At 42.7% G+C, this 23797-nt stretch carries 20 protein-coding genes, 2 tRNA genes and 1 other annotated feature; of the genes, 2 read left to right on the forward strand and 20 right to left on the reverse strand.

Going from position 1 to position 23797, the window contains the following annotated elements:
- Positions 1–99: 99 nt before the first annotated feature.
- The 10 genes from leuD to WCV65_RS14700 form a co-directional block, all read right to left on the reverse strand.
- Complete coding sequence (leuD, locus tag WCV65_RS14655) at positions 100–690, reverse strand: 3-isopropylmalate dehydratase small subunit (protein WP_338777460.1); 591 nt, start codon at positions 688–690, stop codon at positions 100–102.
- Entirely contained in the window at positions 665–2107 is a 1443-nt protein-coding gene (leuC, locus tag WCV65_RS14660; RefSeq protein ID WP_338777462.1) for a 3-isopropylmalate dehydratase large subunit, read from the reverse strand. Before leuC ends, leuD begins: the two co-directional genes overlap by 26 nt.
- A 25-nt stretch (positions 2108–2132) precedes the next feature.
- Positions 2133–3245, reverse strand: a complete 1113-nt coding sequence (gene leuB / locus WCV65_RS14665; protein WP_338777464.1) for a 3-isopropylmalate dehydrogenase — start codon at positions 3243–3245, stop codon at positions 2133–2135.
- Between the two features lie 19 nt (positions 3246–3264).
- Complete coding sequence (locus tag WCV65_RS14670; protein ID WP_338777466.1) at positions 3265–4809, reverse strand: 2-isopropylmalate synthase; 1545 nt, start codon at positions 4807–4809, stop codon at positions 3265–3267.
- Positions 4796–5836, reverse strand: coding sequence for a ketol-acid reductoisomerase (gene ilvC, locus WCV65_RS14675; protein ID WP_338777468.1), 1041 nt, complete (start codon positions 5834–5836; stop codon positions 4796–4798). The genes WCV65_RS14670 and ilvC overlap by 14 nt, the downstream gene beginning before the upstream one ends.
- Before the next feature lie 15 nt (positions 5837–5851).
- Positions 5852–6367 carry an acetolactate synthase small subunit gene (gene ilvN / locus WCV65_RS14680; RefSeq protein ID WP_338777470.1) on the reverse strand — a complete coding sequence of 172 codons (516 nt, stop codon included), beginning with the start codon at positions 6365–6367 and terminating at the stop codon, positions 5852–5854.
- Positions 6364–8085 (reverse strand): acetolactate synthase large subunit, encoded by a 1722-nt coding sequence (gene ilvB / locus WCV65_RS14685; protein ID WP_338777472.1) that lies wholly within the window; start codon positions 8083–8085, stop codon positions 6364–6366. Before ilvB ends, ilvN begins: the two co-directional genes overlap by 4 nt.
- Before the next feature lie 114 nt (positions 8086–8199).
- Positions 8200–8442, reverse strand: a binding site (T-box leader).
- A 21-nt stretch (positions 8443–8463) separates the two neighbouring features.
- Positions 8464–9369 (reverse strand): branched-chain-amino-acid transaminase, encoded by a 906-nt coding sequence (gene ilvE / locus WCV65_RS14690; protein ID WP_338777474.1) that lies wholly within the window; start codon positions 9367–9369, stop codon positions 8464–8466.
- Positions 9370–10232: 863 nt separating this feature from the next.
- Positions 10233–10305, reverse strand: a tRNA-Lys gene (locus WCV65_RS14695).
- A gap of 115 nt (positions 10306–10420) precedes the next feature.
- Positions 10421–11758, reverse strand: coding sequence for a hypothetical protein (locus WCV65_RS14700; RefSeq protein ID WP_338777476.1), 1338 nt, complete (start codon positions 11756–11758; stop codon positions 10421–10423).
- A 1313-nt stretch (positions 11759–13071) separates the two neighbouring features.
- On the opposite strand from WCV65_RS14700, the gene WCV65_RS14705 reads away from it, so the two are divergent.
- Together WCV65_RS14705 and WCV65_RS14710 are read left to right on the forward strand one after the other, a co-directional pair.
- Complete coding sequence (locus WCV65_RS14705; protein WP_338777478.1) at positions 13072–14832, forward strand: zinc-ribbon domain-containing protein; 1761 nt, start codon at positions 13072–13074, stop codon at positions 14830–14832.
- A gap of 350 nt (positions 14833–15182) precedes the next feature.
- On the forward strand, positions 15183–15512 hold the full coding sequence (locus WCV65_RS14710) for a helix-turn-helix domain-containing protein (RefSeq protein ID WP_338777480.1): 330 nt from the start codon (positions 15183–15185) through the stop codon (positions 15510–15512).
- Between the two features lie 426 nt (positions 15513–15938).
- On the opposite strand, the gene WCV65_RS14715 is transcribed toward WCV65_RS14710, so the two are convergent.
- The 10 genes from WCV65_RS14715 to sdhA form a co-directional block, all read right to left on the reverse strand.
- Positions 15939–16012, reverse strand: a tRNA-Arg gene (locus WCV65_RS14715).
- A gap of 135 nt (positions 16013–16147) precedes the next feature.
- Positions 16148–16660 (reverse strand): metallophosphoesterase, encoded by a 513-nt coding sequence (locus WCV65_RS14720; protein ID WP_338777482.1) that lies wholly within the window; start codon positions 16658–16660, stop codon positions 16148–16150.
- A gap of 13 nt (positions 16661–16673) precedes the next feature.
- Positions 16674–17267, reverse strand: a complete 594-nt coding sequence (locus tag WCV65_RS14725) for an XTP/dITP diphosphatase (RefSeq protein WP_338777484.1) — start codon at positions 17265–17267, stop codon at positions 16674–16676.
- A 4-nt stretch (positions 17268–17271) separates the two neighbouring features.
- The gene (gene rph / locus WCV65_RS14730) at positions 17272–18030 is read right to left on the reverse strand and encodes a ribonuclease PH (RefSeq protein ID WP_338777486.1); all 759 of its coding nucleotides are present in this window, start codon (positions 18028–18030) and stop codon (positions 17272–17274) included.
- 117 nt (positions 18031–18147) lie between these two features.
- Complete coding sequence (locus WCV65_RS14735) at positions 18148–19224, reverse strand: GerMN domain-containing protein (RefSeq protein WP_035410821.1); 1077 nt, start codon at positions 19222–19224, stop codon at positions 18148–18150.
- A gap of 117 nt (positions 19225–19341) precedes the next feature.
- Positions 19342–20157, reverse strand: coding sequence for a glutamate racemase (racE, locus tag WCV65_RS14740; RefSeq protein WP_338777487.1), 816 nt, complete (start codon positions 20155–20157; stop codon positions 19342–19344).
- A gap of 9 nt (positions 20158–20166) precedes the next feature.
- Complete coding sequence (locus tag WCV65_RS14745) at positions 20167–20613, reverse strand: MarR family transcriptional regulator (protein WP_035410827.1); 447 nt, start codon at positions 20611–20613, stop codon at positions 20167–20169.
- 149 nt (positions 20614–20762) lie between these two features.
- Positions 20763–20987, reverse strand: a complete 225-nt coding sequence (gene gerE, locus WCV65_RS14750) for a spore germination transcription factor GerE (protein WP_035410829.1) — start codon at positions 20985–20987, stop codon at positions 20763–20765.
- A 272-nt stretch (positions 20988–21259) separates the two neighbouring features.
- Positions 21260–22021 (reverse strand): succinate dehydrogenase iron-sulfur subunit, encoded by a 762-nt coding sequence (sdhB, locus tag WCV65_RS14755; protein ID WP_035410832.1) that lies wholly within the window; start codon positions 22019–22021, stop codon positions 21260–21262.
- Positions 22018–23781, reverse strand: a complete 1764-nt coding sequence (sdhA, locus tag WCV65_RS14760; RefSeq protein WP_035410834.1) for a succinate dehydrogenase flavoprotein subunit — start codon at positions 23779–23781, stop codon at positions 22018–22020. The genes sdhB and sdhA overlap by 4 nt, the downstream gene beginning before the upstream one ends.
- Positions 23782–23797 lie beyond the last annotated feature (16 nt).

Here is a 23797-nt window from a genome sequence, read left to right on the forward strand (position 1 = left end):
AAGTTTACCAATGTGGTGAACGGAACACAAGCAGCAAGGAGTCTCGGCTGCAGCCAGCAAAAAGGTGCAAAGCAGTAACTGCTTTGCACCTATCTCCCATTATACAATCCGGCTTTCTTCAAATTGGCGAATTCTGTCCTCATGGATGAGTGTATAAGCGATTTCGTCTCTTCCATTGATCAGCATATCCTTCCAGTGGGGATCGATTTCGAAGGCGGCTGCCAATCCTGTATCCGCCCAGATTATCTGGTCGGCCAAATTAACGGTGAGCTCCACTCCCACGCTATTCGCTTTTTCCATAAATTCCGTAATTTTTTCTTTTTCCAGTCGAATCGGAAGAATGCCGTTTTTCAGGCAGTTCTGATGGAAAATATCTGCAAAGGACGGGGCAATGATGACTTTGAAGCCGTAATCGCCTAAGGCCCATGGCGCATGCTCCCTCGAGGATCCGCACCCGAAATTTTCTCCGGCAGCCAAAATCGTCGCTCCCGCAAATTCAGGCCTGTTTAATTCAAAATCAGGATTTGGCTCATAATCCCCTTTATAGCGCCAGTCATAGAAGGCAAATCTGCCATAGCCCGTTCTTTCAGTCCGTTTTAAAAACTGTTTCGGAATAATCTGATCTGTATCGACGTTGTCTCGATCGAGAACTGCAACTTTTCCTTTATGAAGAAGAAACGGCTGAAGCATGGTGATCTCCCTCCTTATCCGATATTTTCCGTATATCTGTGAACTGCCCGTAAACCGCTGCCGCAGCGGCCATAATCGGACTTACTAAATGAGTGCGTGCCCCTTTTCCCTGACGTCCTTCAAAATTCCTGTTGGACGTAGATGCGCACCGTTCTCCTTCTGGAACTGCATCATCGTTCATACTTAAGCACATGCTGCAGCCTGAATGCCTCCATTCAAAGCCTGCTGCTGTGAATATGGCATCAAGTCCCTCTTCTTCCGCCTTGCGCTTGACTGCTTCAGAACCCGGGACGACCATAGCCCTAACCGTTGAGGCTACTTTTTTTCCCTGTACAAAGGCCGCAGCTTCCCTAAGATCATGAATACGGGAGTTTGTGCAGGAACCGATGAAAACGTGCTGAACGGGAAGATTTTCAAGCGGCTGGCCCGGAGTGAGATCCATATAAAAATAGGCGCGCTCTGCTTCCCGCTTTTCTTCCTTTGTTAAATAGGAATCAAGCACCGGAACACGCTTGTCAACAGATAAAGCCATTCCCGGGTTCGTCCCCCATGTGATCATCGGTCCGATATCATCTCCATGAATGACGGCTGTTTTATCGTAAACAGCTCTTTCATCTGAGGCAAGCTGCTTCCATTGTTCGACTGCCCGTTCAAACGCTTCGCCTTTAGGCGCGTACTTTCTGCCTTTTATATAAGAAAAAGTCGTTTCATCAGGAGCAATCAATCCAGCTCTGGCACCTGCTTCAATGGACATGTTGCAAATGGTCATCCGCTCATCCATTGAAAGGCTGTAGATAACACTTCCGCTGTATTCAATGACATACCCCGTTCCGAAACGCACCCCGTATTTCCCGATGATATAAAGGATTACGTCTTTTGCCGTAACCCCTTCTCCCAGTTCCCCGTCAATTTGAATGTTCAGGGTTTTTGGCTTTTGCTGCCAAAGCGTCTGGGTTGCAAAAACGTGCTCCACTTCACTCGTTCCAATTCCAAATGCCAACGCCCCAAATGCACCGTGTGTTGAAGTGTGGCTGTCTCCGCATACAATTGTTTTCCCGGGAAGAGTCAATCCGAGCTCAGGTCCAATGACATGAACAATCCCCTGATCTTCACTTTCCATATCGGCAAGCTCCACTCCGAACTCCCGGCAATTCCTTTCCAGAGCACTAATTTGATTTCTTGCAGTTTCATCCTTGATAACGGTCCGATTGACGGTAGGAATATTATGGTCCATGGTAGCAAAGGTCAGATCCGGTCTTCTAACCTTCCTGTTTTTTGTCCGAAGTCCTTCGAATGCCTGCGGAGAGGTTACTTCATGAATGAGATGCAGGTCAATGTAGAGAAGATCTGGTTTCCCCTCTTCTTTATAGACAACATGCTGATCCCACAGTTTTTCAAAAAGCGTTCTTCGTTTCATGTTTCTCCTCCTCCTTTTTCAGCTTTTAAGCGTAAGCTTCCATAATATGAAGAATGGCATTATCATCGGCCAGTCCTTCTTTAATTTCAGCAATCATTTCATCTGTAGTAAGCGGATGATCGTTCTCAAATGCCAGATCTCCGGTTCGTTTTCCCGCATCCAAAACAAGCTGGACGGCGCGTTCAACCGCATTTGCTTCCTCCTCCATACCGAAGGAAGTGCGAAGCATCATGGCAGCCGATAAGATCATCGCGAGCGGATTGGCTTTATTTTCCCCGGCTATATCAGGAGCGGATCCATGTACCGGCTCATATAGATGGAGGCCGTTCAGCGATAAGCTTGAAGAAGGAAGCATCCCGAGCGATCCTGTTAATACGGAAGCCTCATCGCTTAAAATATCGCCAAACATATTTTCCGTCACGAGAACATCAAATTGAGCAGGATTTTTAATAAGCTGCATGGCAGCATTGTCGACCAGCATATGTTCAAGCTCGACATCCGGATAGCCCGCCTTCACTTCTTCAGCGGTTTCTCTCCACATTCTGCTCGATTCCAGCACATTGGCCTTGTCTACGGACGTGACCTTGTTCCTTCGGCTGGCTGCCATTTCAAATGCAGCTGTTAAAATCCGTCTGACTTCTTCCTTCGTGTAAAAAAGAGTGTCCACCGCTGATTCCGCTCCGCCCTTTCCGGAACGTTCACTCGGTTTCCCGAAATACAAACCGCCGGTTAATTCCCGGACAATAACGAAATCCACTCCATCCAGCACCGATTTTTTAAAGGGGCTGTGATCCGTCAGACACTCATATGCTTTCACAGGCCGGATATTAGCATATAGGCCAAGCTCTTTGCGAAGCGCAAGCAATCCTCTCTCCGGTCTGTTTTCCGGAGGCTCCCCGTCCCATTTCGGTCCCCCTACTGCGCCAAGCATAAGAGCGTCCGCGTTCCGGCAAAGCTCAAGGGTTTCAGGAGGAAGCGGAATTCCCCGCTGATCAATGGCGGAACCGCCAATTAATCCGGATGTAAAGATAAATTCATGGCCAAACTGTTCGGCAATGACGGTCAAGACTTCCTGTGCACCCTGCATCACTTCTTTTCCGATTCCATCTCCCGGCAGCATTGCGATTGTTTTCTTCATGATTCATCCCCCATTTCGTTTAGACTGGCATCTTGATGGCTTCCTGCTCTTCCTGACTGAACAAAAGCACCCGGTTCACAGCATTTACATAAGCACGCGCCGACGCTTCCAGTACATCCTGCGCCATTCCGCGTCCACTCGTTTCAATTCCTTTAAATTCAACTTTCACATAAACCTCTGCAAGTGCGTCTCTGCCGCTGCTGTTCGATTGAATGCGGTAGTCCTTCAAATGGACCGGTGCACCAATACAGCGTTCCAGCGTGTTGTAAATCGCTTCTACACTTCCTGCCCCGGTGGCGGCTTCCTGAATGACGGTCTTGTTTCGGTCTTTGAGCGTTACCGCTGCTGTCGTTATATTCGACGTTCCGAACTGTACTTGCAGAGTCATTAATTCATACCCGCAGGCACCGTTTGCCGCTTTTTCCTCCATTAATATAGAAATAAGATCAGCGTCCGTGAATTCTTTCTTTTTCTCAGACCAGTCTTTGAACCGGTCAAAGGCTCGTTTTAATTCTTTATCCTCTAAGGTGAAGCCCAATTCCTTCATTCTCGCTCCAAACGCATGCCTTCCGGAGTGCTTTCCTAAAACGAGTGAGTTAGAAGAAACACCGACCAATTCCGGAGAAATAATTTCATAGGTGGTTTTTTCTTTCAGCACTCCATCCTGATGAATACCGGATTCGTGGGCAAATGCATTCTTACCGACTACCGCTTTATTGCCTGGAACGGCCATTCCGGTCAATTTGCTGACAATGTCACTTGTCCGCTTGATTTCATCCAGCTTCAAATCAAAGTAGGATTGATAGTGATCTCCTCTAATTTTCAAGGCAACTGCAATTTCTTCCAGAGCTGCATTTCCTGCCCGTTCTCCAATTCCGTTGATGGTCCCCTCTATTTGACCGGCACCATGTTCAATGGCAGAAAGGGAGTTCGCAACGGCCATTCCAAGATCGTTATGGCAATGAGCCGAGAGAATGACCCGGTCAATGCCATCTGCATGTCTTTTTAAATGAGAGAAAATTTCTCCGTATTCTTTTGGATGAATATAGCCGACTGTATCCGGGATGTTTACAACATCTGCTCCCGCTTTAATCACTTCGCCAACAATCTCGCTTAAAAAATCAAGCTCCGTTCTGCATGCATCTTCCGCTGACCACTGAACAATCGGGAAAAAGGTCTTCGCGTATTTGACCGCTTCAACTGCTGCTTCGATGACCTGCTCCTTTGATTTTTTCAGCTTATATTCTCTATGGATTGGGGAGGTTGCAAGGAAAACGTGCAATCTTGGATCAGCCCCGTCTTTAAGCGCTTCCCAAGCGGTGTCTATATCCCCTTTAACGGACCTGGCAAGGCCGGTGATGGAGCAGCTGCGGATTGTCCGGGCGATCTCTCTGACACTCTTCATCTCCGCTTTGGAGGAAGCAGGAAATCCCGCCTCCATAATATCTACCCCGAGTCTTTCAAGCTGCCTTGCGATTTCAAGCTTCTCTCCAAACGTCAAATTGACGCCGGCTGACTGTTCACCATCTCTTAAGGTTGTGTCAAATACATTAATCTTCCGCACCAGCGGTCACCGCCTCTTTTGCTTTTGGCTTGACGAACGGCATCATGCTTCTAAGTTCTCTTCCTACTTTTTCAATCTGATGCTCGTTTTCACGCTTATTGATCGCGTTAAATTGAGGACGGTTGACCTGATTTTCAACCATCCATTCCTTCGCAAATCTTCCGGACTGAATGTCTTCAAGAACCGCTTTCATGGACTCTTTTACTTTGGCATCCACAACTCTTGGTCCTGAAACAAAATCACCCCATTGTGCTGTGTCTGAAACAGAGTATCTCATCCCTTCTAAGCCGCCTTCATACATGAGGTCCACGATTAATTTCAGCTCATGCATACACTCAAAGTAAGCAAGTTCCGGCTGGTATCCCGCTTCTACCAGTGTTTCAAATCCAGCTTTTACAAGGGACGTTAAACCGCCGCACAATACCGCCTGTTCTCCAAACAAATCCGTCTCCGTTTCTTCCTTAAACGTTGTTTCAAGAACTCCCGCACGGCCGGCCCCAATTCCTTTTGCATAAGCTAAGGCTGTATCCCGGGCTTTTCCTGAAACATCCTGCTGGATCGCAAACAGCGCTGGAACACCTGCCCCTTCTGTATAGGTTCTCCGTACAAGGTGTCCCGGACCTTTCGGTGCAACAAGGAATACATCTACAAATTCAGGCGGCACGATCTGATGGAAGTGGATATTAAATCCATGGGCAAAAACTAATGACTTTCCTGGTTCAAGCGCGTCTTTAATTTCATTCTCATATACCTTCGCCTGCTGTTCATCCGGCAGCAGTACCATGATGACATCAGCCGATTCAGCTGCTTCCCTCACTGTAAAAACCTGATGGCCATCCTGTTTTGCTTTTTCAAATGAACCGCCTTTTCTGACACCTACAACTACATCCAGTCCGCTTTCTTTCAAATTCAGTGCATGAGCATGACCTTGAGAGCCGTATCCGATTACCGCAATTTTTTTCCCTTGAAGTGCCTGTTCATTTACATCCCCGTTATAGTAAACCTTTGCCATTGTCCATCTCTCCATTTCGAATTGATTTTGTTAAACAATAAACGTTGCTTTTTCAGATGTATTCCGTTTGCTGCTCCTTGTAAATGCGGTGGTTCCTGTTCTTGCAACCTCTTTAATTCCATATGGTTTCAGCAGATCGATGAGCGCTTCAACTTTACCCGGTTCACCTGTCGCCTGAATGACGAGACTTTCTTTCCCGACATCAATGACTGATGCCCGGAACGGTTCAATAATTCCGTATATTTCCAGTCTGCTTGCGGCCGGGGAGCTCACTTTTATAAGGGCAAGCTCTCTTGCCACTACATTCTGATTGGTCATGTCTGTTACTTTCAAAACATGTATTTGCTTGTTCAGCTGCTTTGTGAGCTGTTCGACCTGATTATGATCTTCAACCTCGACCGTAAAGGTAATCCTTGAAACCCCTTCAGTCTCGGTATGGCCAACCGTGATGCTTTCGATGTTATATAGGCGTTTAGTAAAAAGTCCGGTGATCCGGTTCAGCACACCAGGCCGATTCAGCACGGTGATGGTAATGATTCGTTTCACGGTTTCACCCCTGTCATTTGATGAATTCCTTTGCCTGGAGCAATCATCGGATAAACGTTTTCTTCCTTTTCAACCAGGACATTGATCAGCATCGGCTCTTCTGAACAGAGGGCATTTTTAAGTTCTGCTTCAGCCTCTGCCATATTTGTAATTGTCAGCCCCTTAATTCCGTAGGCTTCTGCAAGCTTATTGAAGTTCGGCTGCGATACGAATTTTGAATGGGAGTAGCGTTCTTCGTAGAAGATTTCCTGCCACTGCCTAACCATTCCGAGAGATTCGTTGTTTAAGATAATAATCTTTATCGGAAGCTTAAGTTCGTAAATAACGGAAAGCTCCTGCAAGGTCATCTGAAAACCGCCGTCTCCCAGAACAGCCACTACTTTTCTGCTCCGATCCGCGAGCTGTGCCCCGATTGCAGATGGCAGTCCGAAGCCCATTGTTCCGAGCCCGCCCGACGTCACCCAGCTGTCGGCTGTTTTAAATGGATAAAACTGAGCTGCCCACATTTGATGCTGTCCGACATCCGTCGTGACAATTGCATTTCCTTCGGTGTTCTCATAAACCATTTCCATCAGTTTTTGAGGCTTGATCACATCTTTTGATTCTCCATACCATAGCGGGAATTCTTTTTTGGATTCGTCCTGTTTTGCAAGCCATTCTGCCGCTTGCGCTTTCTTTCCGTTTTGATGAATGAGTTCCTGCAGCACCCTTTTCGCGTCTCCAACAACCGGTATATGCGCCGGTACATTTTTCCCGACTTCAGCAGGGTCAATATCCACATGGGCAACCGTGGCATATTTTGCGAAGTCATCCAGGTTTCCTGTCAGCCGGTCATCAAACCTCGCCCCGATATTGATGAGAAGATCGCATTCATAGAGCGCCATATTGGCCGTATACGTTCCATGCATTCCCGCCATGCCGAGAAACAGCCTATGGTCTGCCGGGAACCCGCCAAGGCCAAGAAGAGTATGAACGACCGGAATATCCTGCTGTTCGGCATAATTTTTCAAATCTTCAGACGCTTTAGCGTGCAAAACGCCCGCTCCTGCCAGAATGACAGGTTTTTTTGCCCGGCTGACCGCCTCCACAAGCTTCCTGATTTGCAAATGATTCGGCTCTGTAACAGGCTGATAGCCCGGCAATTCAAGCTCCTGGTCGTATTTAAATTCCCCTTCTGATACGGCGATGTCTTTCGGAATATCAATTAGTACAGGGCCAGGTCTCCCTGTTACAGCAATGTGAAACGCTTCTTTGATGGCAATCGGCAGTTCATCCACATGCCTGACCTGAACACTGTGTTTCGTGATTGGCATGGTGATGCCCAGCACATCCGCTTCCTGAAAAGCATCGGAACCGATAACCGTTGAAGCTACCTGACCTGTAAAAACGACTAACGGAAGGGAATCAATCATCGCATCGGCAAGTCCGGTTACGAGATTTGTTGCCCCAGGTCCGGATGTAGCAATGACTACTCCAGGCCTCCCCGAAATTCTGGCGTAGCCTTCAGCCGCATGAATGGCACCTTGCTCATGTCTCGTCAGAATATGGAACAGCCCTGAACCATACAGTTTGTCGTAAAGCGGAAGGACAGCTCCCCCGGGATATCCGAAAAGCACCTCGACCTTTTCTCTTTTCAGCGCTTCAATCAGCATGCTTCCTCCGGTCATCCTAACTGGGCGTTCGAGCTGTGCCTCATCCATCTCTACTTGCAGTTTCATTTTTATGCCTCCTCTTCTTTCAAAAGCGTTTCATTCCTAAATTCTCTGCAGCGGGAACAATGTCAAGCAATATAAAAACCTCTCCACCCCTCATAAGACCCGTGTTTATCGGATCAAAGGGGCGAAGAGGTTAGAAACTCTGCGCGGTACCACCCTTTTTCATGGCTTTAAGGCCATCTCAGGAACAATCATGTTCATTTTAATAACGAGTGCTTCGGATGCACCCGGCTCCTCCTACTCAATTCAGAAGAGCACTCCGAGGTGAGTTCACTACCCTTGCCACCGCCGGTTTCCAGCAACCCGGCTCTCTGAAGATGGCGTATTCGGATACCTACTTATCCTCGTCTTTGTTTTGCTGTATGAATTTTTAATAGTTCGTTAGCTTACGTGAAGATTTTCATCAGGCAGATTTACTTTTTCGCCTTCTTCAATGACTTTTCTTCTAAACTTTTCAAGCAGATAGTTCGTATGCTCTCCAGGTACTCCGTCTCCAATGACCCTTCCATCCACTTTGACAACTGCGATGACTTCTGCGGCGGTTCCTGTCAGGAATACTTCCTCCGCTGTATAAACATCATGGCGGGTAAACGGCTCCTCCGAAACTTTATAGCCCAGTTCATTCGCGATATCGATAATGGCATTACGCGTGATTCCTTCTAATGCTCCGATATATCCCGGCGGGGTAAGCAGCTTGCCGTTTTTGTAAATGAATACATTATCGGCAGAGCCCTCTGCAACATAGCCCTGATCGTTCAGCATAAGTGCTTCGCTTACGTTTGCCAGATGTGCTTCAATTTTCACGAGAATATTATTTAAGTAGTTCAGTGATTTAACTTTCGGGCTGAGAACGTCTGGGCGGTTTCTCCTTGTAGGGACCGTTACGATATCGATTCCAGTATCGTAAAGATGCTTCGGAAAAATAGCCAGCGGTTCTACGATGATGACCACATTCGCTGAAGGACATTTATAAGGATCCAGTCCAAGATCTCCGACCCCTCTTGAAACGACCAGCCTGATGTAGGCGTCTCTCAATCCGTTTTTTTCAACCGTTTTAATAACAAGATCACTTAATTCTTCCTGATTGTAGGGCATATTGAGTAAAATTGATTTTCCAGACTCATATAGCCGGTCCATATGTTCTTTCATTCGGAAGATGTTCCCGTTGTATACCCTGATTCCTTCAAAAATGCCGTCTCCGTACAAGAATCCGTGATCATATACAGAAATCTTGGCATCTTCCTTCCGTACGAATTCACCGTTCAAGAAGATCCATTGATCACTCATGCTTGGTCACACCTTTCCTTTAATGATAAGACGCTTTAAATCATTACATAATTAGTTGTAAAAAAAGATCCTATAACGATTGTTATATGGATGATTTTAAGTTGTCACATTGCCGTGTATTGAATGTTTGAACCTATCTTACGCCCGTTCCAGACGAGAGTCAACACCCTTTTTCCGAATTAACTGATAATTTAGATTAATTAAACTATTTGTATACGCTTACATCCGCGCGGTTATAGGAAAAGCTTTTTTGCAATTTTTTTGTACTTTTTTCTGACAGGGTTTTTTGACAGGATTTTTATGGAGGGGGAATGATCGGCAGTAGAGTGGGAGAAAAATACTTTACCAGCAAAATAAAAATCCTGCTGAAGAAAATGGATCAGCGGGATTTTATATTCATACTTTACTTAAATGCATCTTGCATCGTCTTTTTTAAAAGCACTGTTATACTTTGACTGTTGATTTCCGTTGCGGGCGATCGCTTTCCGCGGGGCGGGCGGTGAGCCTCCTCAGCGCCGGGCGCTTGCGGGGTCTCACCTGTCCCGCTGCTCCCGCAGGAGTCTCTCGCCCTCCACTCCAATCAACAGGTGTTAAAAATCATCATCGTGCTTGAACTTGATCTTTTTAAAAGAAAAACATCATTAAAAATCATTAACCGCTTTTAAAAATTTTCAGTGTTTACGTGTTGTAGGAATAAATTATGTCAGTCAGTTAGCTTCATATCATATGGCTTTATGAGATCAGGAAAAGTATTTGCATTTTTCACGCAGTATTTCAGGCATAAAAAAAGAGATACTGCCACAGTAATTTAATCTGCGTTAGTATCTCTTTTTGCAGCAAGCACAGTTTTACTGCGTTGACTTTGGACGTTCCAGGAGAGGTTCGAACTCCTGACCGACGCCATAAAAGGGCGTTGCTCTATCCAGCTGAGCTACTCTATACAACAGTGTTTGTTTTCGGTTATGTATAACGTTCACTTTTCAAACTTAGACCGTTTGACTAAAATTTATTCTACTATCTCATTTTTTGTAATTAAAGTGTCTTAAGTTTTTTATGGTGTTGTAAAAGGACTACTATTATCAATTAATACCTTTTGAGCCACAAATTCAACTAGATTTATATCATGTATTATTTGCTTAATTTCTGGTGAATAAGGAAGAATAAGTTCACCCTCATACCCATTAGCTTTTTTGTGAACTATTCGACATCTTATATCATATATCCGTTCGCATACTTCATTTATAATATCATTACTTTTACCTTTTGCGTTTATTGTACAAGCTGATAACTTTTTACCGTTATTCTTTTCAAAATATTCTTTTCTTTCATCATTATCTAAGATAAACTCTCTTAAATCTATATCCTCAACGCAATTCTTAACTGTTGCTTTAAGTTGACTTCTTTCATCACCTATCTCCCCACTTCTATTGGCTTGTACTATGGAAAGAATTTTTGTTAACTTGGTATCATTGTTTGGGTCAAATAGGGGGTCTTTTAATAATCTTTTTATCTTTTGTTTAGCCTCAATATTGGAATATATAGGGAAATAATATTCAATAGTTTGATAGAAACTTAAAAATTGATTAAGAGGTAAATCACTTGAATTTCTCCCATGTATATATAGACTCATAGGCTCGTTATCATATTCATACTTTAAGATAACTGAATTAGATAGTGATGCTTGAACTTCATCTGTTTTCATACGATGCTTTAATCTATCACGTCTATTTAATCTCTCATTCCTTAATTTCATCGGGAAGTACAAATAATGGCTAAACTGAAAAAATAAAGAATTAGATATTTTTAATAAATACTGCAATGCCTCTTCATGAGAGTTAACATTTATACCTTTTATTTGAAGTGTTATTACTCTATTCATCATTCTTTCAAGTGGCATCATGGATTTTAAAGATGAGAAGATAGAAAACTCTTTGGAACAATATCCAAAATAAACCTCTATATTATTCGAAATATAAACTCTTACCTTACTAATATTGGACTCATTTTCTTCATCTAATTCATTTTCCTGTATTTGTATTTCATCAACATCATTTATGGGTTTTTCAATATTATCTTCAGCTAATAATTTGTGAAGGACAGTTAATAAATTTCTTGTGAATGGAGCACCAGTTTCAATCTCACATTCAATACACTTTAAATCTTTTGACCATATCCCTTCAAATCCTTTTATAAGCCGAAATTTCTCAAAGTTTGTATTCGTTATTACATCTATATTTATGTTCTTTTCTGATATGGATAATTCTTCTCCCTCTCTTTCCTTCGGAACTTTAAAAAACAACCATTTATTGTCAACATTTTGAAATTCTTTGATTTCAAATTCCCAATTAACACTTTTAATTTTATTTACAAGCCCTTCAAACACATTCATATTATTCCCCTTCTCTATAAACTAAAATAGCTGGTAAATGTTTAATTAATGTTAACCTTAATTAAACATTTAACCCACTACACTGAGAATTGCTAATAATTTCAAATATTAGTGGTTGCTAGTTGCTCAATTCTTTTTCCTAATTCTAATATGGGTAATTAACTCTAACTTTAGTACCTCTAGAACATCTTACTTTACACTCATCTAACTTGCTTTAAAAATTCCCGAACAGGAAAATCATACCACAAAGTTGTATTATGTAGGAGCACTTCTTAACGCAATATGGTACCGTGTAGATGAACTTACTATGGCTATAACCTATTAAAGTCTCTTACCAAAAAGCAGAAATACCCCCCCACCACTTACCGTCACAGCATAAATTAAGAGTCCCTCTTGATAGGTCCCTTAAATTAACTTGCTTAATATTCCTTAACCTTGCGTTAAAATGTTACTTTAGTCATATTGACTCTCTTAATAGCTTCAACTGCAGTATTTTCACCCGCTCTTCTTTATTAGACCTCAATATCAGTCATTGGAAATGCGTTTGCGAAAAGGCGATACAGTATACATACATTCGTTAGGCAGACTGCTGTATTAGACATGCCATTATTAGACACAAAGAAATGAAATGACTCTATAGGTTCATTTGTAGCTGACTTGGTATTACAGGGATTGGAAGAACATTAAACAGTTCCTTTTCTAAGCAGAGATATGCATATTAATCATCACATCTTACATTTTAAACCTTTGTTTTAAAAAATTGTAACTCGTTCATTTATTTTTCGTTAAATTCATTAACCTCTTTTATAGTATTTATTTTATTAATATTTCGATTTTATTAATATTTCGTTAAGATCTCGGTCGAACATATGAAGGTTAGACACGATCAAACCTTTTCTTCCTTATTAAAATATCCATTTTTGATTTAGAATATAGAACTCAATTCATCTGTTTACCTTTAAAAATTTTCTCTCATAACATTTCATGTATTTTAATCGTTCATTACTGAGAGTATTGATGACTTGAATGACTTCATGGCATAATATGTACATTCTTTTTTATAAGTATTATAAATGAAGCATGCAACTTATTCAGGCTTCCAATTTTGTCATTCCACTATAGCAGTAGAGTGTTAATGACCAATGTGTCCTCACTACAAATATTGGTGAAACTATCTAATAATAATATTTTTATTTCATTTGCATATTCTATCTAAACTTTGAAAGTGAAAAAAAAACACATATTACTTTCAACTATGTAAAAGTGGTGAATTGAAAAATTAGAAATGATTAAGATTTTGAAAGAGGATGAGCATGATTTTACAGATAGAAAAGTATACACCCATCGCCGAATACCCTCATTTACATAAGGAATGGCACACAGAAAAAAATGAAGCAATTTTGATGAATAACCCCAAACTCACAACCAATAGTAAAATGTGGTGGATTTGTTCAAACGGACATGAGTACGATGCTACAGTTTATAACAGGAAGGCAGGAAAAGGCTGCCCATATTGTTCGGGTCAGAAAGTTTGCAAGGATAATTGTTTGGCAACAGTGAATCCAGTCTTAGCTGCTCAATGGCATGAAACTAAAAACGGGACCCTTACACCATATGATGTTACAGCTGGTTCAAGTAGAAAAAAGGTATGGTGGGTATGTACAAAAGGACACGAGTATCAAGCTGTTGTAGGGTCTCGAAACAGAGGAACAGGCTGTCAAATATGTAATAATAAGTTGAAAGGAAGACGCAAGGTGAGAGACGATAACCGCTTATCACTTCTGTACCCTATATTAGTTGAGGAATGGCATCCAACAAAAAACAAAGAATTACAGCCCGAAGATGTTTCATATGGTTCTGATAAAATTGTCTGGTGGATGTGTAAAAGGGGACATGAATTTAAAAGTCCAATTTCTCAACGAACAAGGGGGAATGAATGTGCAAAATGTAACTCAGGTCTACATACTTCATTTGCTGAGCAAGCAATTTATCACTATTTAAAATCCGATTTAACTGTGGTAAATAATTTTCGACCAATCGAAATGAAAGGAATGGAAATCGATATCTATATCCCATCCTTAAAAATAGGAATTGAATATAACGGTGGATTTTTTCATTCTAATCAAAACCGCCAACAAGTAGATATTCTGAAAGAAAAAAGTCTTAATAGGTTAGGTATCACTTTGTTAAAAGTGCTTGAACTCCGAGAAAACGTACAAACTACTCAAATTGAAACAAAAAGACAATACATTCATAGATATGGAGGTCATTATTCCACGGCCTTTTTTGATTCACTAGATAATTGTATTAAGAAGATTATTCAATATCTAAACAATCATTACTCACAATTCTTAGAGATAGACATTGATAGCAAAAGAGACCGATTAATTATATTTGAAAAAATGCAATTACGAAGCGTTAAAAAGAGTCTAGCTTTCAAAAAACCTGAACTAATTGACGAATGGAATTTCAAGAGAAATGAGAATATTTCTCCCGAACTTGTTTCATACGGAAGTGGTATTATTGTTTGGTGGACTTGTCCTAACGGTCATGAATACGAAATGCCTGTACACAAAAGGAGTTCTCGAAATAGTCAATGTCCCATTTGTCTAGGGGTAAAAGTTATAGAAGAGACATCCTTACTTACTTTATTCCCAGAAATAGCTAAAGAATGGCACCCAACCAAAAATTCCTTTGAGCCAGGTAGTGTTCGCCCAGGGTCTAATTTAAAGGTTTGGTGGATATGTGATCAGGGACATGAATGGGATGCCGTGATATCCACACGTTCTAAAATAAAAGTTGGATGTCCATATTGTTGCGGCAAACGCGCAACCATTGAAACATGTCTTATGACAACACACCCTAATATAGCTGAAAAATGGAATTACAGTAAAAATGGAGACATAACCCCTTATGAGGTAACTAAGGGGTCAGGGAAAAAATACTGGTGGTTATGTACAAAGGGTCATGAGAGATTTCGATCAATACGTGACGAAGTGAAAAAGAGGGTTAATTGTCATGAATGTGAAAGAGAAAAGCGTAAATATCATTTTGATGGAGGTACAAGGAGATAATTATTAAATAATAAATCTTTTATAGAATCTTATATCTTCATAAAATCACAGATTTATTAACAATTAACACTGGTATATACTACAGCCTTACAGCTAATTTACTTTCTGGTATTCTTTTAATCTTATTTTCAGTTATAAAAAAGAAGCCTTCAAGTATACTGCACCCCAAAAAGGGAGAGTACAAACTTAACTTTTGGGGTGTTTATTTATGGCTAAATATAGTGAAATCTTTAAATTGACAGAAGTAAGGGAATATCAGGAAGGGCATTCAGGGTATATCAAGCTAGCTAGTAAGAATGGAATGCCTAGCAACACCCATCAAGTGATGGGTCAAACTATATGAAGGTTTAATGAAGAAGAATCAAAAGGGGAGTTATTCTGTTCAATTTAAGCAGTATGTATTAAGCTTTATGAAAAGAACAGGTCTTTCAGTCATGGATACAGCCCTTCATTTTGGGATAACAAACCCTTCATTGATCGCTTCATGGAAAAAAGCTTTTAATGAAGGTGGTGCCGAAGCCTTGGAAAAACCGAAAGGACGGCCTCCTATGTCTGATAAGGCGAAAAAGAATAAAATAACGAATGAAAAGGAATTGACCCATGAACAAAGGTTAGAAAGAGAAAACGAACTTCTTCGACTTGAGGTGGAATACTTAAAAAAATGCGGGCTTTTCAGATGAATCCGGAAAGCTATCTCGAAAAGCACAAGCAGCGTTATCATTCGAACTCAAAGAAAAGTACATATTAAAAGATGTACTTCAAATCATTGGGATTCCTGAATTTTCCTATAGTTATCATATAAAAATGATGAAGAAGGAAAATCCAGACAAGGAACTTGAGGAAACAATCCAATCCATTTTAACATATTCAAGCAATTTGTTGTGGTATACTTGTTCGTTTTCAAGTAAATGGAATGAGTCAATCTCAGATGGATAATGTGCCTCGATGTACTTGAGATTTTGCTTTTGGTTATACAAAAAAACCTCCTACATCACTTAGCGTTAATGTCAATAACAGGTGTAATTTCTCACACGACCGTTATACTGACCGTTTCACTAAACGATATAAGAGGTTGATTTGACGGGCTTTTGATCCCGATTTTTGGACGTCCCAGGAGAGATTCGAACTCCCGACCGACGCCTTAGAAGGGCGTTGCTCTATCCAGCTGAGCTACTGGGACATGAATGATTTTGTTTGTCGTTTTTTGTTTTTGTATCAGCGACAAGATTTATTATATTTTCTTTCGATAATAAAGTCAATAACTTTTCTAAACTTTTTTTATGGAAGAGGAGGAATTTCTTCCTCCTCTTATATTTTATGCAAATGTATAGGTTTTTTCCAGTGCTTTTATCGGATTTCCTGAAAAATCATAAAACAGAACATCGGCTTGCTTGCCTTCGAGGCTGATTATAGCATAAGACCTTTCAGGACGCACTCTCGGAAGACGTATGCTGCCCGGATTAATGAACAGGATATTACCGTCTATTTCGGATCCTGCAATATGTGTGTGGCCGAAACAGACAATGGATGCATCTTCTTCCTGTGCTCTATACTTTAAATGATTTAGGGTGGATTTAACCGAATGCAAATGGCCGTGAGCAATAAGAAAACGGTACGGCCCTGCTTCCTTTACCAGCTCATTCGGAAGCCCCCCGTCAAAATCACAATTCCCCCCGACAATCCACATAGAACGGATGCCAGGATCGTCTGCCTGCAGCTCAGAGTCCCCGCAATGAATAACAGCAGCTACTTCATCCTTATGACGGGCTGTTATCTCTTCCAATTCGTCTGTCAATCCATGGCTGTCACTCATGATGAGAACGTTCATTGCCATCCCCCCGTTAAAAGTACTCTCCAATCAGCTTCTCTAATTTTTTCAGTGCATCGGCACGGTGGCTGATTTTATTTTTTTCCTCGGGCGAAATCTGGGCCATTGTGGCTCCTTTATCCTTCACAAGAAAAATTGGATCATATCCGAATCCATGAAGTCCTTCTGGTTTCTCGGTGATGTATCCTTCCACTGAGCCTTCAACCGTTTTTGTTTCTTTTCCTGGTGCAGCAATCGCAAGCGCACATCTGAATCTGGCTGTTCTTTGGTCCTTTTCCACACCCTTCATGCTTTCAAGAACCTTTTCAATGTTAGCGGCATCATCTTTTTCTTCTCCCGCATAGCGGGCAGAATAAATACCCGGCTCTCCGCCAAGAGAATCCACAGATAGGCCAGAATCGTCTGCGATAACAGGTTTTCCTGTCAGCTTGGAGATGATTTCTGCTTTTAGTATCGCATTTTCTTCAAATGAATGGCCCGTTTCTTCCACTTCAGGAAGGTCCGGCAATTCGTTTAAGGAAGCAACCTGAAGCCCCTTTGGTTCAAACAGCGCTTTAAATTCTGCTGCCTTTCCTTCATTTCGAGTCGCAATAATGATTTGGCTCATTTGTTCATCCCTCTTTCTCAAGATTTTTGACAATATGAGATCCCCAATCACCCAAAACTGATTTTTGATGTTCAATTAATGTATGTATACCCTCTTCTGCAAGATCTAATAATTGATTGAGCTGTTTTCTGGAAAAAGTGGCTTCTTCACCTGTTCCCTGAAGCTCAACCAGTTCATTTTTGGACGTCATGATCACGTTCATATCCACTTCGGCAGAAGAATCCTCTAGATAATTCAAATCAAGTATTTCACCCAGCTCTGAGTCGATCCCTACAGAGGTTGCTGCAAGAAAATCAGTGATTGGAAGTTCAGACAGAACGTTTTTATCTACAAGCTTGCCCAGTGCAATCGTCATTGCCGTGAATGCGCCAGTAATAGAGGCCGTTCTCGTTCCTCCATCCGCTTGAATGACATCACAGTCAATCCAGATTGTCCGCTCGCCGAGCTTGTTCAAATCAACCACTGCTCTTAAAGCCCGTCCGATTAAACGCTGAATTTCCATCGTTCTTCCTGAAATCTTGCCTTTGGAAGATTCCCTGATTGTTCTTTGTTCAGTAGCTCTTGGAAGCATAGAATACTCAGCGGTAATCCAGCCCTTCCCTTGTCCCCTCATGAAAGGAGGCACTCTGTCTTCAATACTTGCATTGCAAATCACCTTTGTATTCCCAACCGTAATCAGCACAGATCCTTCAGGATGTGTAATAAACTCTGTCACCATTTCAACCGGTCTAAGCTCGTTTCTGTTTCTTCCATCGTTTCTCATCGACTAAACCTCCGTCCAATTAACGGGCCAAACGTCCGCCCCCTCAATAAATAAGAGGCAGCTCCATTACAAGCATGCCTCTTATCTTTCCTTTTATAGTATATCAAAAATCCTGCTTTAAAAACTACCAGTGTTCACATTTGCCGGGCGGGCGACAGGTTTGGCCAGTTTCTGTCCTTTTTCATTTTGAAGGTCAGCCTTTCCGTCAACTGTCAAGGCGACGGTCTCCACACCCTGCTGCTCCGTTAAGGTCAGCACAATGGAATTAAGCACTTTTTCGGAAATAACTTTTTTCTTTTCGTCAAAGCTGCCATAAATGGACTTGTTAAAGTCGAGTGTCACTTTTCCGTTTTCGTATTTCGGGGCCGAATTAAGCTTCACATGACCTTGGAACTCATCCAGAAGCCCGCTTGTGCTGGAAGGACCTTTTAACAGCTCTGTAACAGCTGCTGTAATAGGATCCTTTTCTTTATTATCCACCCGTCTTGTGACAGGGACATAATACGTTCCTTTATCATTTTGGCCAAGGAAATAAACGGTCACTGGATGGGTATTCGTGATATCAGTGACATCTGCCGTATCCAGGTTAATTCCGTCCGCTCTTCCCATATCTCCGGAAATTGGAGTTCCATTGACAGGCATTTCATTAAGCGGATGGCCATTCACCCAAATTTTCACTTTTTTCACAGATTCAAATTGGGTAAGCGTCCATGTAACAGACTGGAGAATTTTCAGCTCATCCTCGCGCTTATAATTGGCAAACTCTTTAGAAAAATCTGCTGTTGCTGTACCATCTTTAATGGTGACTCCAAGCACTTCCGTATCCGCAGGCAGCACTGCACGGAATCCGTCAGGAAGAATATTGCTTACAGGTCCGCCATCAACAAGGTATGTCAGCACTTGTTTGGCTGCCCCTTCTTTTTTAGGGAGAGGCAATGCCTGTGAAACAACCATGCCATTTTTATCGATTAAGTATACATCCCTCGAAACAGTCTGAGCCTTTTGCTCCCCTGCTTTTTCTGTATTTGCCGGCTTTACATCCGCATTCTTCCCATCTGTATACGTAACATCCTGCGGCGGATCCACTTCTTTGACCGCTTGCTCTCCTCCGCCGAATATGCCGCAGCCAGATAGCACAATGGAAGTGACGGCAATGGAAGAAACAGCAATGGCTAATTTTTTGTTAACAGGCATGATAATCCCTCCTGAGGCAGTTTGTACTACTATGTATACGAGCCTCTGCAGGATTTATACCGCCCGCTCAGAACATTTTTATACGCAAAAAAGATCCCATGCAAACGGGATCTTTCTTTACGATTGAAGCGCCTCTTCCAAATTAATGGAGTGCACGTTTTCGATTGTCTCTTCGAACCAATTCGATGCGAAGGATTGGAAAAGGTCACGCGGACCTGTAGTGAAAAATTGATGATCCTTTTTGCCGTCTGTTTCATTTAGAGCCTGATGATAGGAAAGAATGGTACTTACTTCCCTTGCTGTTTCATCCCCCGACGAAATCACCTTTACCCCCGGCCCCATAAACTCTTCAATTAATGGTCTGAGAATCGGATAGTGGGTGCAGCCGAGTATCAGTGAATCAAGCGATTGGTTCTTTAGCGGCAGAAGAGACTGTTTGACGATTTCTTTAGCAAGCTCCCCTTCATATTTTCCGCTCTCTACAAGAGGCACAAATTCCGGACATGCAAGACTCTCAACCGTTACTGTCTGTTTCAATGCTTTCAGCGCCTCTTCATAAGCACCGCTTTGAATGGTATTCACTGTGCCGATGACTCCGATATGCTGGTTCTTTTTAAGCTTAATTGCTGTTCTGGCTCCAGGCTGAATAACCCCGATAACAGGGATATCCACCTTGCTTTTAATATCTTCAAGAGCAATCGCCGTTGCTGTATTACACGCTATTACCAGCATTTTAATATGATGGGCAGACAAAAGATAATTTGTCATTTCCCATGTATACTGCAGTACTTGAGATTCAGAACGCGGTCCGTATGGGCAGCGCTGGCTGTCGCCTAAATAAATCAATTCCTCTTTAGGCAGCTGTCTCATCATTTCTTTCGCTACTGTCAGACCGCCTATTCCTGAATCAATGACTCCTATCGGTCTATTCAAAAAATCGCCTCATTCTTCTTTCATTTCCTGTTGCAGTTTATTCAGAAGAAGCTCAAAAGTGAGCCTTTCAGATGGAGTAAAATGAATTAAAAGCTGATCGAGATATTCCTGTCTTTTCTCAATCACCGCTTCGATAATTCGTTCCCCTTCTTTAAGCAAATGAACTCTGACTACCCGCCTATCTTTCTCATCTCTTATACGGACAACAAGACTGGTCTTCTCCATCCTGTCAACAAGATCTGTCGTCGTGCTGCACGCTAAATACATCCTGCCCGCAAGATCCCCAACCGTCATATCGCCGTGGTCAAGAAGCCACTGAAGTGCTACAAATTGCGGTGGAGTTATTTTATATTCATTCAGTATTTCTCTGCCTTTTTGTTTAATATTCCCCGAAATCCGCCTGAGCGACTTTTCAATATCCGCTACATGGCCTTTTTCAGATCGTTTATCGTTCATCACGCCATACCCCGCTCATTTGCATTAGAAACGATACATTGGCCGTTTCCCTCTGTTATTTTCCTCGTTTTTCTTTAAAAATGCAAGTCCCGCTTAAAGACAGACATGAAAAAACCGGCGGTCCTATGTAAAGGCCGGCCGGCAGTTAATCAGAGCTCTAGTTCACCCATCCGAAGGAGCTCTACAACCGCTTGTGAACGCCCCTTGACTCCAAGCTTTTGCATCGCATTCGAAATATGGTTTCGAACTGTTTTTTCGCTGATAAAGAGTTCTCCTGCTATTTCTTTAGTAGTTTTATCCTGGACCAATAATTCGAAAACTTCTCTTTCTCTTTTCGTGAGTAATGGCTTAGATTGATACTCTTTGTCCTTCAATTATTGTAACCCTCCTTGCTAGGTGAGAGCTGCGCTTGCACGTGGGTATCCGATTAGTCAACATATAGTATGTGCTTTCAGGCAGAGCGGTGACTGAATTGAAAATTTCGGGCAGTGATCGGGGCGTCCAATTTTTACAAACCTCTATTGGACTATCCTGTTGATTTCCGCTGCGGGCGTTCGCTCCAATCAACATGTTGCTTTAACTTAGCCTTATTCAAAAAAAAAAACCACCGATCTCTACCTTGATAGATCGGCGGTTTCCTTCTTTATTAAGAGCGATCGCTTCCGAAGAAATTGCGGAAGGCCTGCAAATTGGTATCTCTGTTAAGCGCAGCAATGGATGTCGTAAGCGGAATGCCTTTAGGGCAGGATTGCACACAGTTCTGTGAGTTTCCGCAGTCCTGAAGGCCTCCGTCTCCCATTAAAGCATCGAGACGCTCAGATTTGTTCATCTCCCCTGTTGGATGAGCATTAAACAAACGCACCTGCGATAGCGGAGCAGGTCCGATGAAGTTGGATTTGCTGTTTACATTCGGACAGGCTTCCAAACAAACACCGCAGGTCATACATTTGGATAGTTCATATGCCCACTGGCGCTTTTTCTCCGGCATCCTTGGTCCAGGACCAAGGTCGTACGTTCCATCAATCGGAATCCAGGCTTTAACTTTTTTAAGAGAGTCAAACATTCTGCTGCGGTCAACCTGAAGATCGCGTACGACCGGGAATGTCTTCATCGGCGCAAGACGGATTGGCTGCTCAAGCTGATCAACAAGCGCTGTACAGGACTGGCGCGGTTTGCCGTTGATGACCATTGAACACGCACCGCATACTTCCTCCAGACAGTTCATATCCCAAGTAATGGGAGTTGTTTTTTCTCCCTTTGAATTTACCGGATTTCTCCTGATTTCCATAAGAGCAGAAATAACATTCATATTCGGGCGGTATTCAAGCTCGAATTCTTCATCATATGGAGCAGCCTCAGGAGAATCCTGCCGTGAAATCACGAATCGGATGATCTTTTTCTCACTCATGCTTTTGCTCCTTTCTTCTTGGAATAATCCCTTTTTCTAGGTGCAATCAAGGACGTATCCACTTCTTCGTAATGCAAAGCAGGCGCTTGATGATCGCCTGTGAATTTAGCCATCGTTGTCTTTAGGAAGTCTTCGTCATTACGTTCCGGGAAATCCGGTTTGTAATGAGCTCCGCGGCTTTCATTGCGGTTGTAAGCTCCGAGTACAATTGTACGGGAAAGGTTAAGCATGTTTTTCAGCTGGCGTGTGAAGGCTGCACCCTGATTGCTCCATTTTGCCGTATCGTTAATATTGATTCGGTCATAACGCTGAATCAATTCCTGTATCTTCTCATCTGTTTCCATAAGCTTATCGTTATAGCGTACAACAGTCGCGTTTGCTGTCATCCACTCGCCAAGCTCTCTGTGAAGGACATAAGCATTTTCATTTCCGTCCATGCTCATAATTCCTTCCCACTTAGCCTGCTCTTCCTTTTCATGCCTTTCAAATACGCTTGCCGGCATGTCCTCAGCAAATGTATCAAGTCCCTGTGCATATCTTGCAGCGCTTGGACCCGCAACCATTCCTCCGTAAATCGCAGAAAGGAGGGAGTTCGCTCCAAGGCGGTTGGCTCCGTGCATCGAGTAATCGCACTCACCTGCTGCAAACAATCCAGGAATATTCGTCATTTGATCATAGTCAACCCATAGTCCGCCCATAGAATAGTGAACAGCAGGGAAGATTTTCATTGGCACTTTACGCGGATCGTCACCCATGAATTTTTCATAGATTTCAATGATTCCGCCAAGCTTAATATCAAGCTCTTTAGGATCTTTATGGGAAAGATCGAGATAAACCATGTTTTCTCCATTGATGCCAAGCTTCTGATTGACGCAGACATCAAAGATTTCCCTTGTAGCGATATCCCTTGGAACAAGGTTTCCGTAAGCAGGATATTTCTCTTCAAGGAAGTACCATGGCTTCCCATCTTTATAAGTCCAGACACGGCCGCCCTCACCGCGGGCTGATTCACTCATCAGGCGCAGTTTATCGTCTCCGGGGATGGCTGTAGGATGGATTTGAATAAACTCTGCATTTGAGTAGTAAGCACCCTGCTGATATACGATTGATGCCGCAGAACCAGTATTGATGACAGAGTTCGTCGATTTTCCGAACACGATTCCAGGACCGCCTGTTGCCATAATCACGGCATCGGAACGGAAGGATTTGATTTCCATAGAGGAAAGATTCTGTGCCGTGATACCCCGGCAAACACCGTAATCATCCAGCACAGCCCCAAGGAATTCCCAGCCTTCAAACTTTCTTACAAGGCCTGCCACCTCATAGCGGCGAACCTGTTCATCCAATGCATACAATAGCTGCTGCCCTGTTGTTGCACCGGCGAACGCTGTACGGTGATGCTGAGTTCCTCCGAAGCGGCGGAAATCCAAAAGTCCTTCCGGCGTCCGGTTAAACATAACGCCCATACGGTCAAGCAAATGAATAATGGAAGGCGCTGCCTCGCACATTGCTTTTACCGGAGGCTGATTTGCAAGGAAATCCCCTCCGTAAACAGTATCATCAAAATGTTCCCAAGGAGAATCCCCTTCCCCTTTTGTGTTTACCGCTCCGTTGATTCCGCCCTGCGCGCACACAGAGTGAGAACGCTTTACAGGAACCAAAGAAAACAAGTCAACACTGACTCCCTTTTCCGCAGCCTTTATAGTAGCCATCAGGCCGGCCAATCCGCCGCCGACGATAATTACACGATTGTTATTCATCTAGCCCACTCCCTTG

Source organism: Metabacillus sp. FJAT-52054, assembly GCF_037201815.1.
In the GTDB taxonomy this organism is placed as follows: Bacteria; Bacillota; Bacilli; order Bacillales; family Bacillaceae; genus Metabacillus_B; species Metabacillus_B sediminis.

Bases quoted from the DNA above. Each gene is read 5' to 3' on its own strand.
- WCV65_RS14735 (WP_035410821.1), bottom strand. From the start codon at position 19,224: ATGCCTGTTAACAAAAAATTAGCCATTGCTGTTTCTTCCATTGCCGTC.
- WCV65_RS14725 (WP_338777484.1), bottom strand. From the start codon at position 17,267: ATGAGCCAAATCATTATTGCGACTCGAAATGAAGGAAAGGCAGCAGAA.
- ilvB (WP_338777472.1), bottom strand. From the start codon at position 8,085: ATGAAACTGCAAGTAGAGATGGATGAGGCACAGCTCGAACGCCCAGTT.
- leuD (WP_338777460.1), bottom strand. From the start codon at position 690: ATGCTTCAGCCGTTTCTTCTTCATAAAGGAAAAGTTGCAGTTCTCGAT.
- rph (WP_338777486.1), bottom strand. From the start codon at position 18,030: ATGAGAAACGATGGAAGAAACAGAAACGAGCTTAGACCGGTTGAAATG.
- sdhB (WP_035410832.1), bottom strand. From the start codon at position 22,021: ATGAGTGAGAAAAAGATCATCCGATTCGTGATTTCACGGCAGGATTCT.
- sdhA (WP_035410834.1), bottom strand. From the start codon at position 23,781: ATGAATAACAATCGTGTAATTATCGTCGGCGGCGGATTGGCCGGCCTG.
- leuC (WP_338777462.1), bottom strand. From the start codon at position 2,107: ATGAAACGAAGAACGCTTTTTGAAAAACTGTGGGATCAGCATGTTGTC.
- ilvC (WP_338777468.1), bottom strand. From the start codon at position 5,836: ATGGAGAGATGGACAATGGCAAAGGTTTACTATAACGGGGATGTAAAT.
- WCV65_RS14705 (WP_338777478.1), top strand. From the start codon at position 13,072: ATGATTTTACAGATAGAAAAGTATACACCCATCGCCGAATACCCTCAT.
- ilvE (WP_338777474.1), bottom strand. From the start codon at position 9,369: ATGAGTGATCAATGGATCTTCTTGAACGGTGAATTCGTACGGAAGGAA.
- leuB (WP_338777464.1), bottom strand. From the start codon at position 3,245: ATGAAGAAAACAATCGCAATGCTGCCGGGAGATGGAATCGGAAAAGAA.
- WCV65_RS14700 (WP_338777476.1), bottom strand. From the start codon at position 11,758: ATGAATGTGTTTGAAGGGCTTGTAAATAAAATTAAAAGTGTTAATTGG.
- WCV65_RS14720 (WP_338777482.1), bottom strand. From the start codon at position 16,660: ATGAACGTTCTCATCATGAGTGACAGCCATGGATTGACAGACGAATTG.
- WCV65_RS14745 (WP_035410827.1), bottom strand. From the start codon at position 20,613: ATGAACGATAAACGATCTGAAAAAGGCCATGTAGCGGATATTGAAAAG.
- WCV65_RS14710 (WP_338777480.1), top strand. From the start codon at position 15,183: ATGAAGAAGAATCAAAAGGGGAGTTATTCTGTTCAATTTAAGCAGTAT.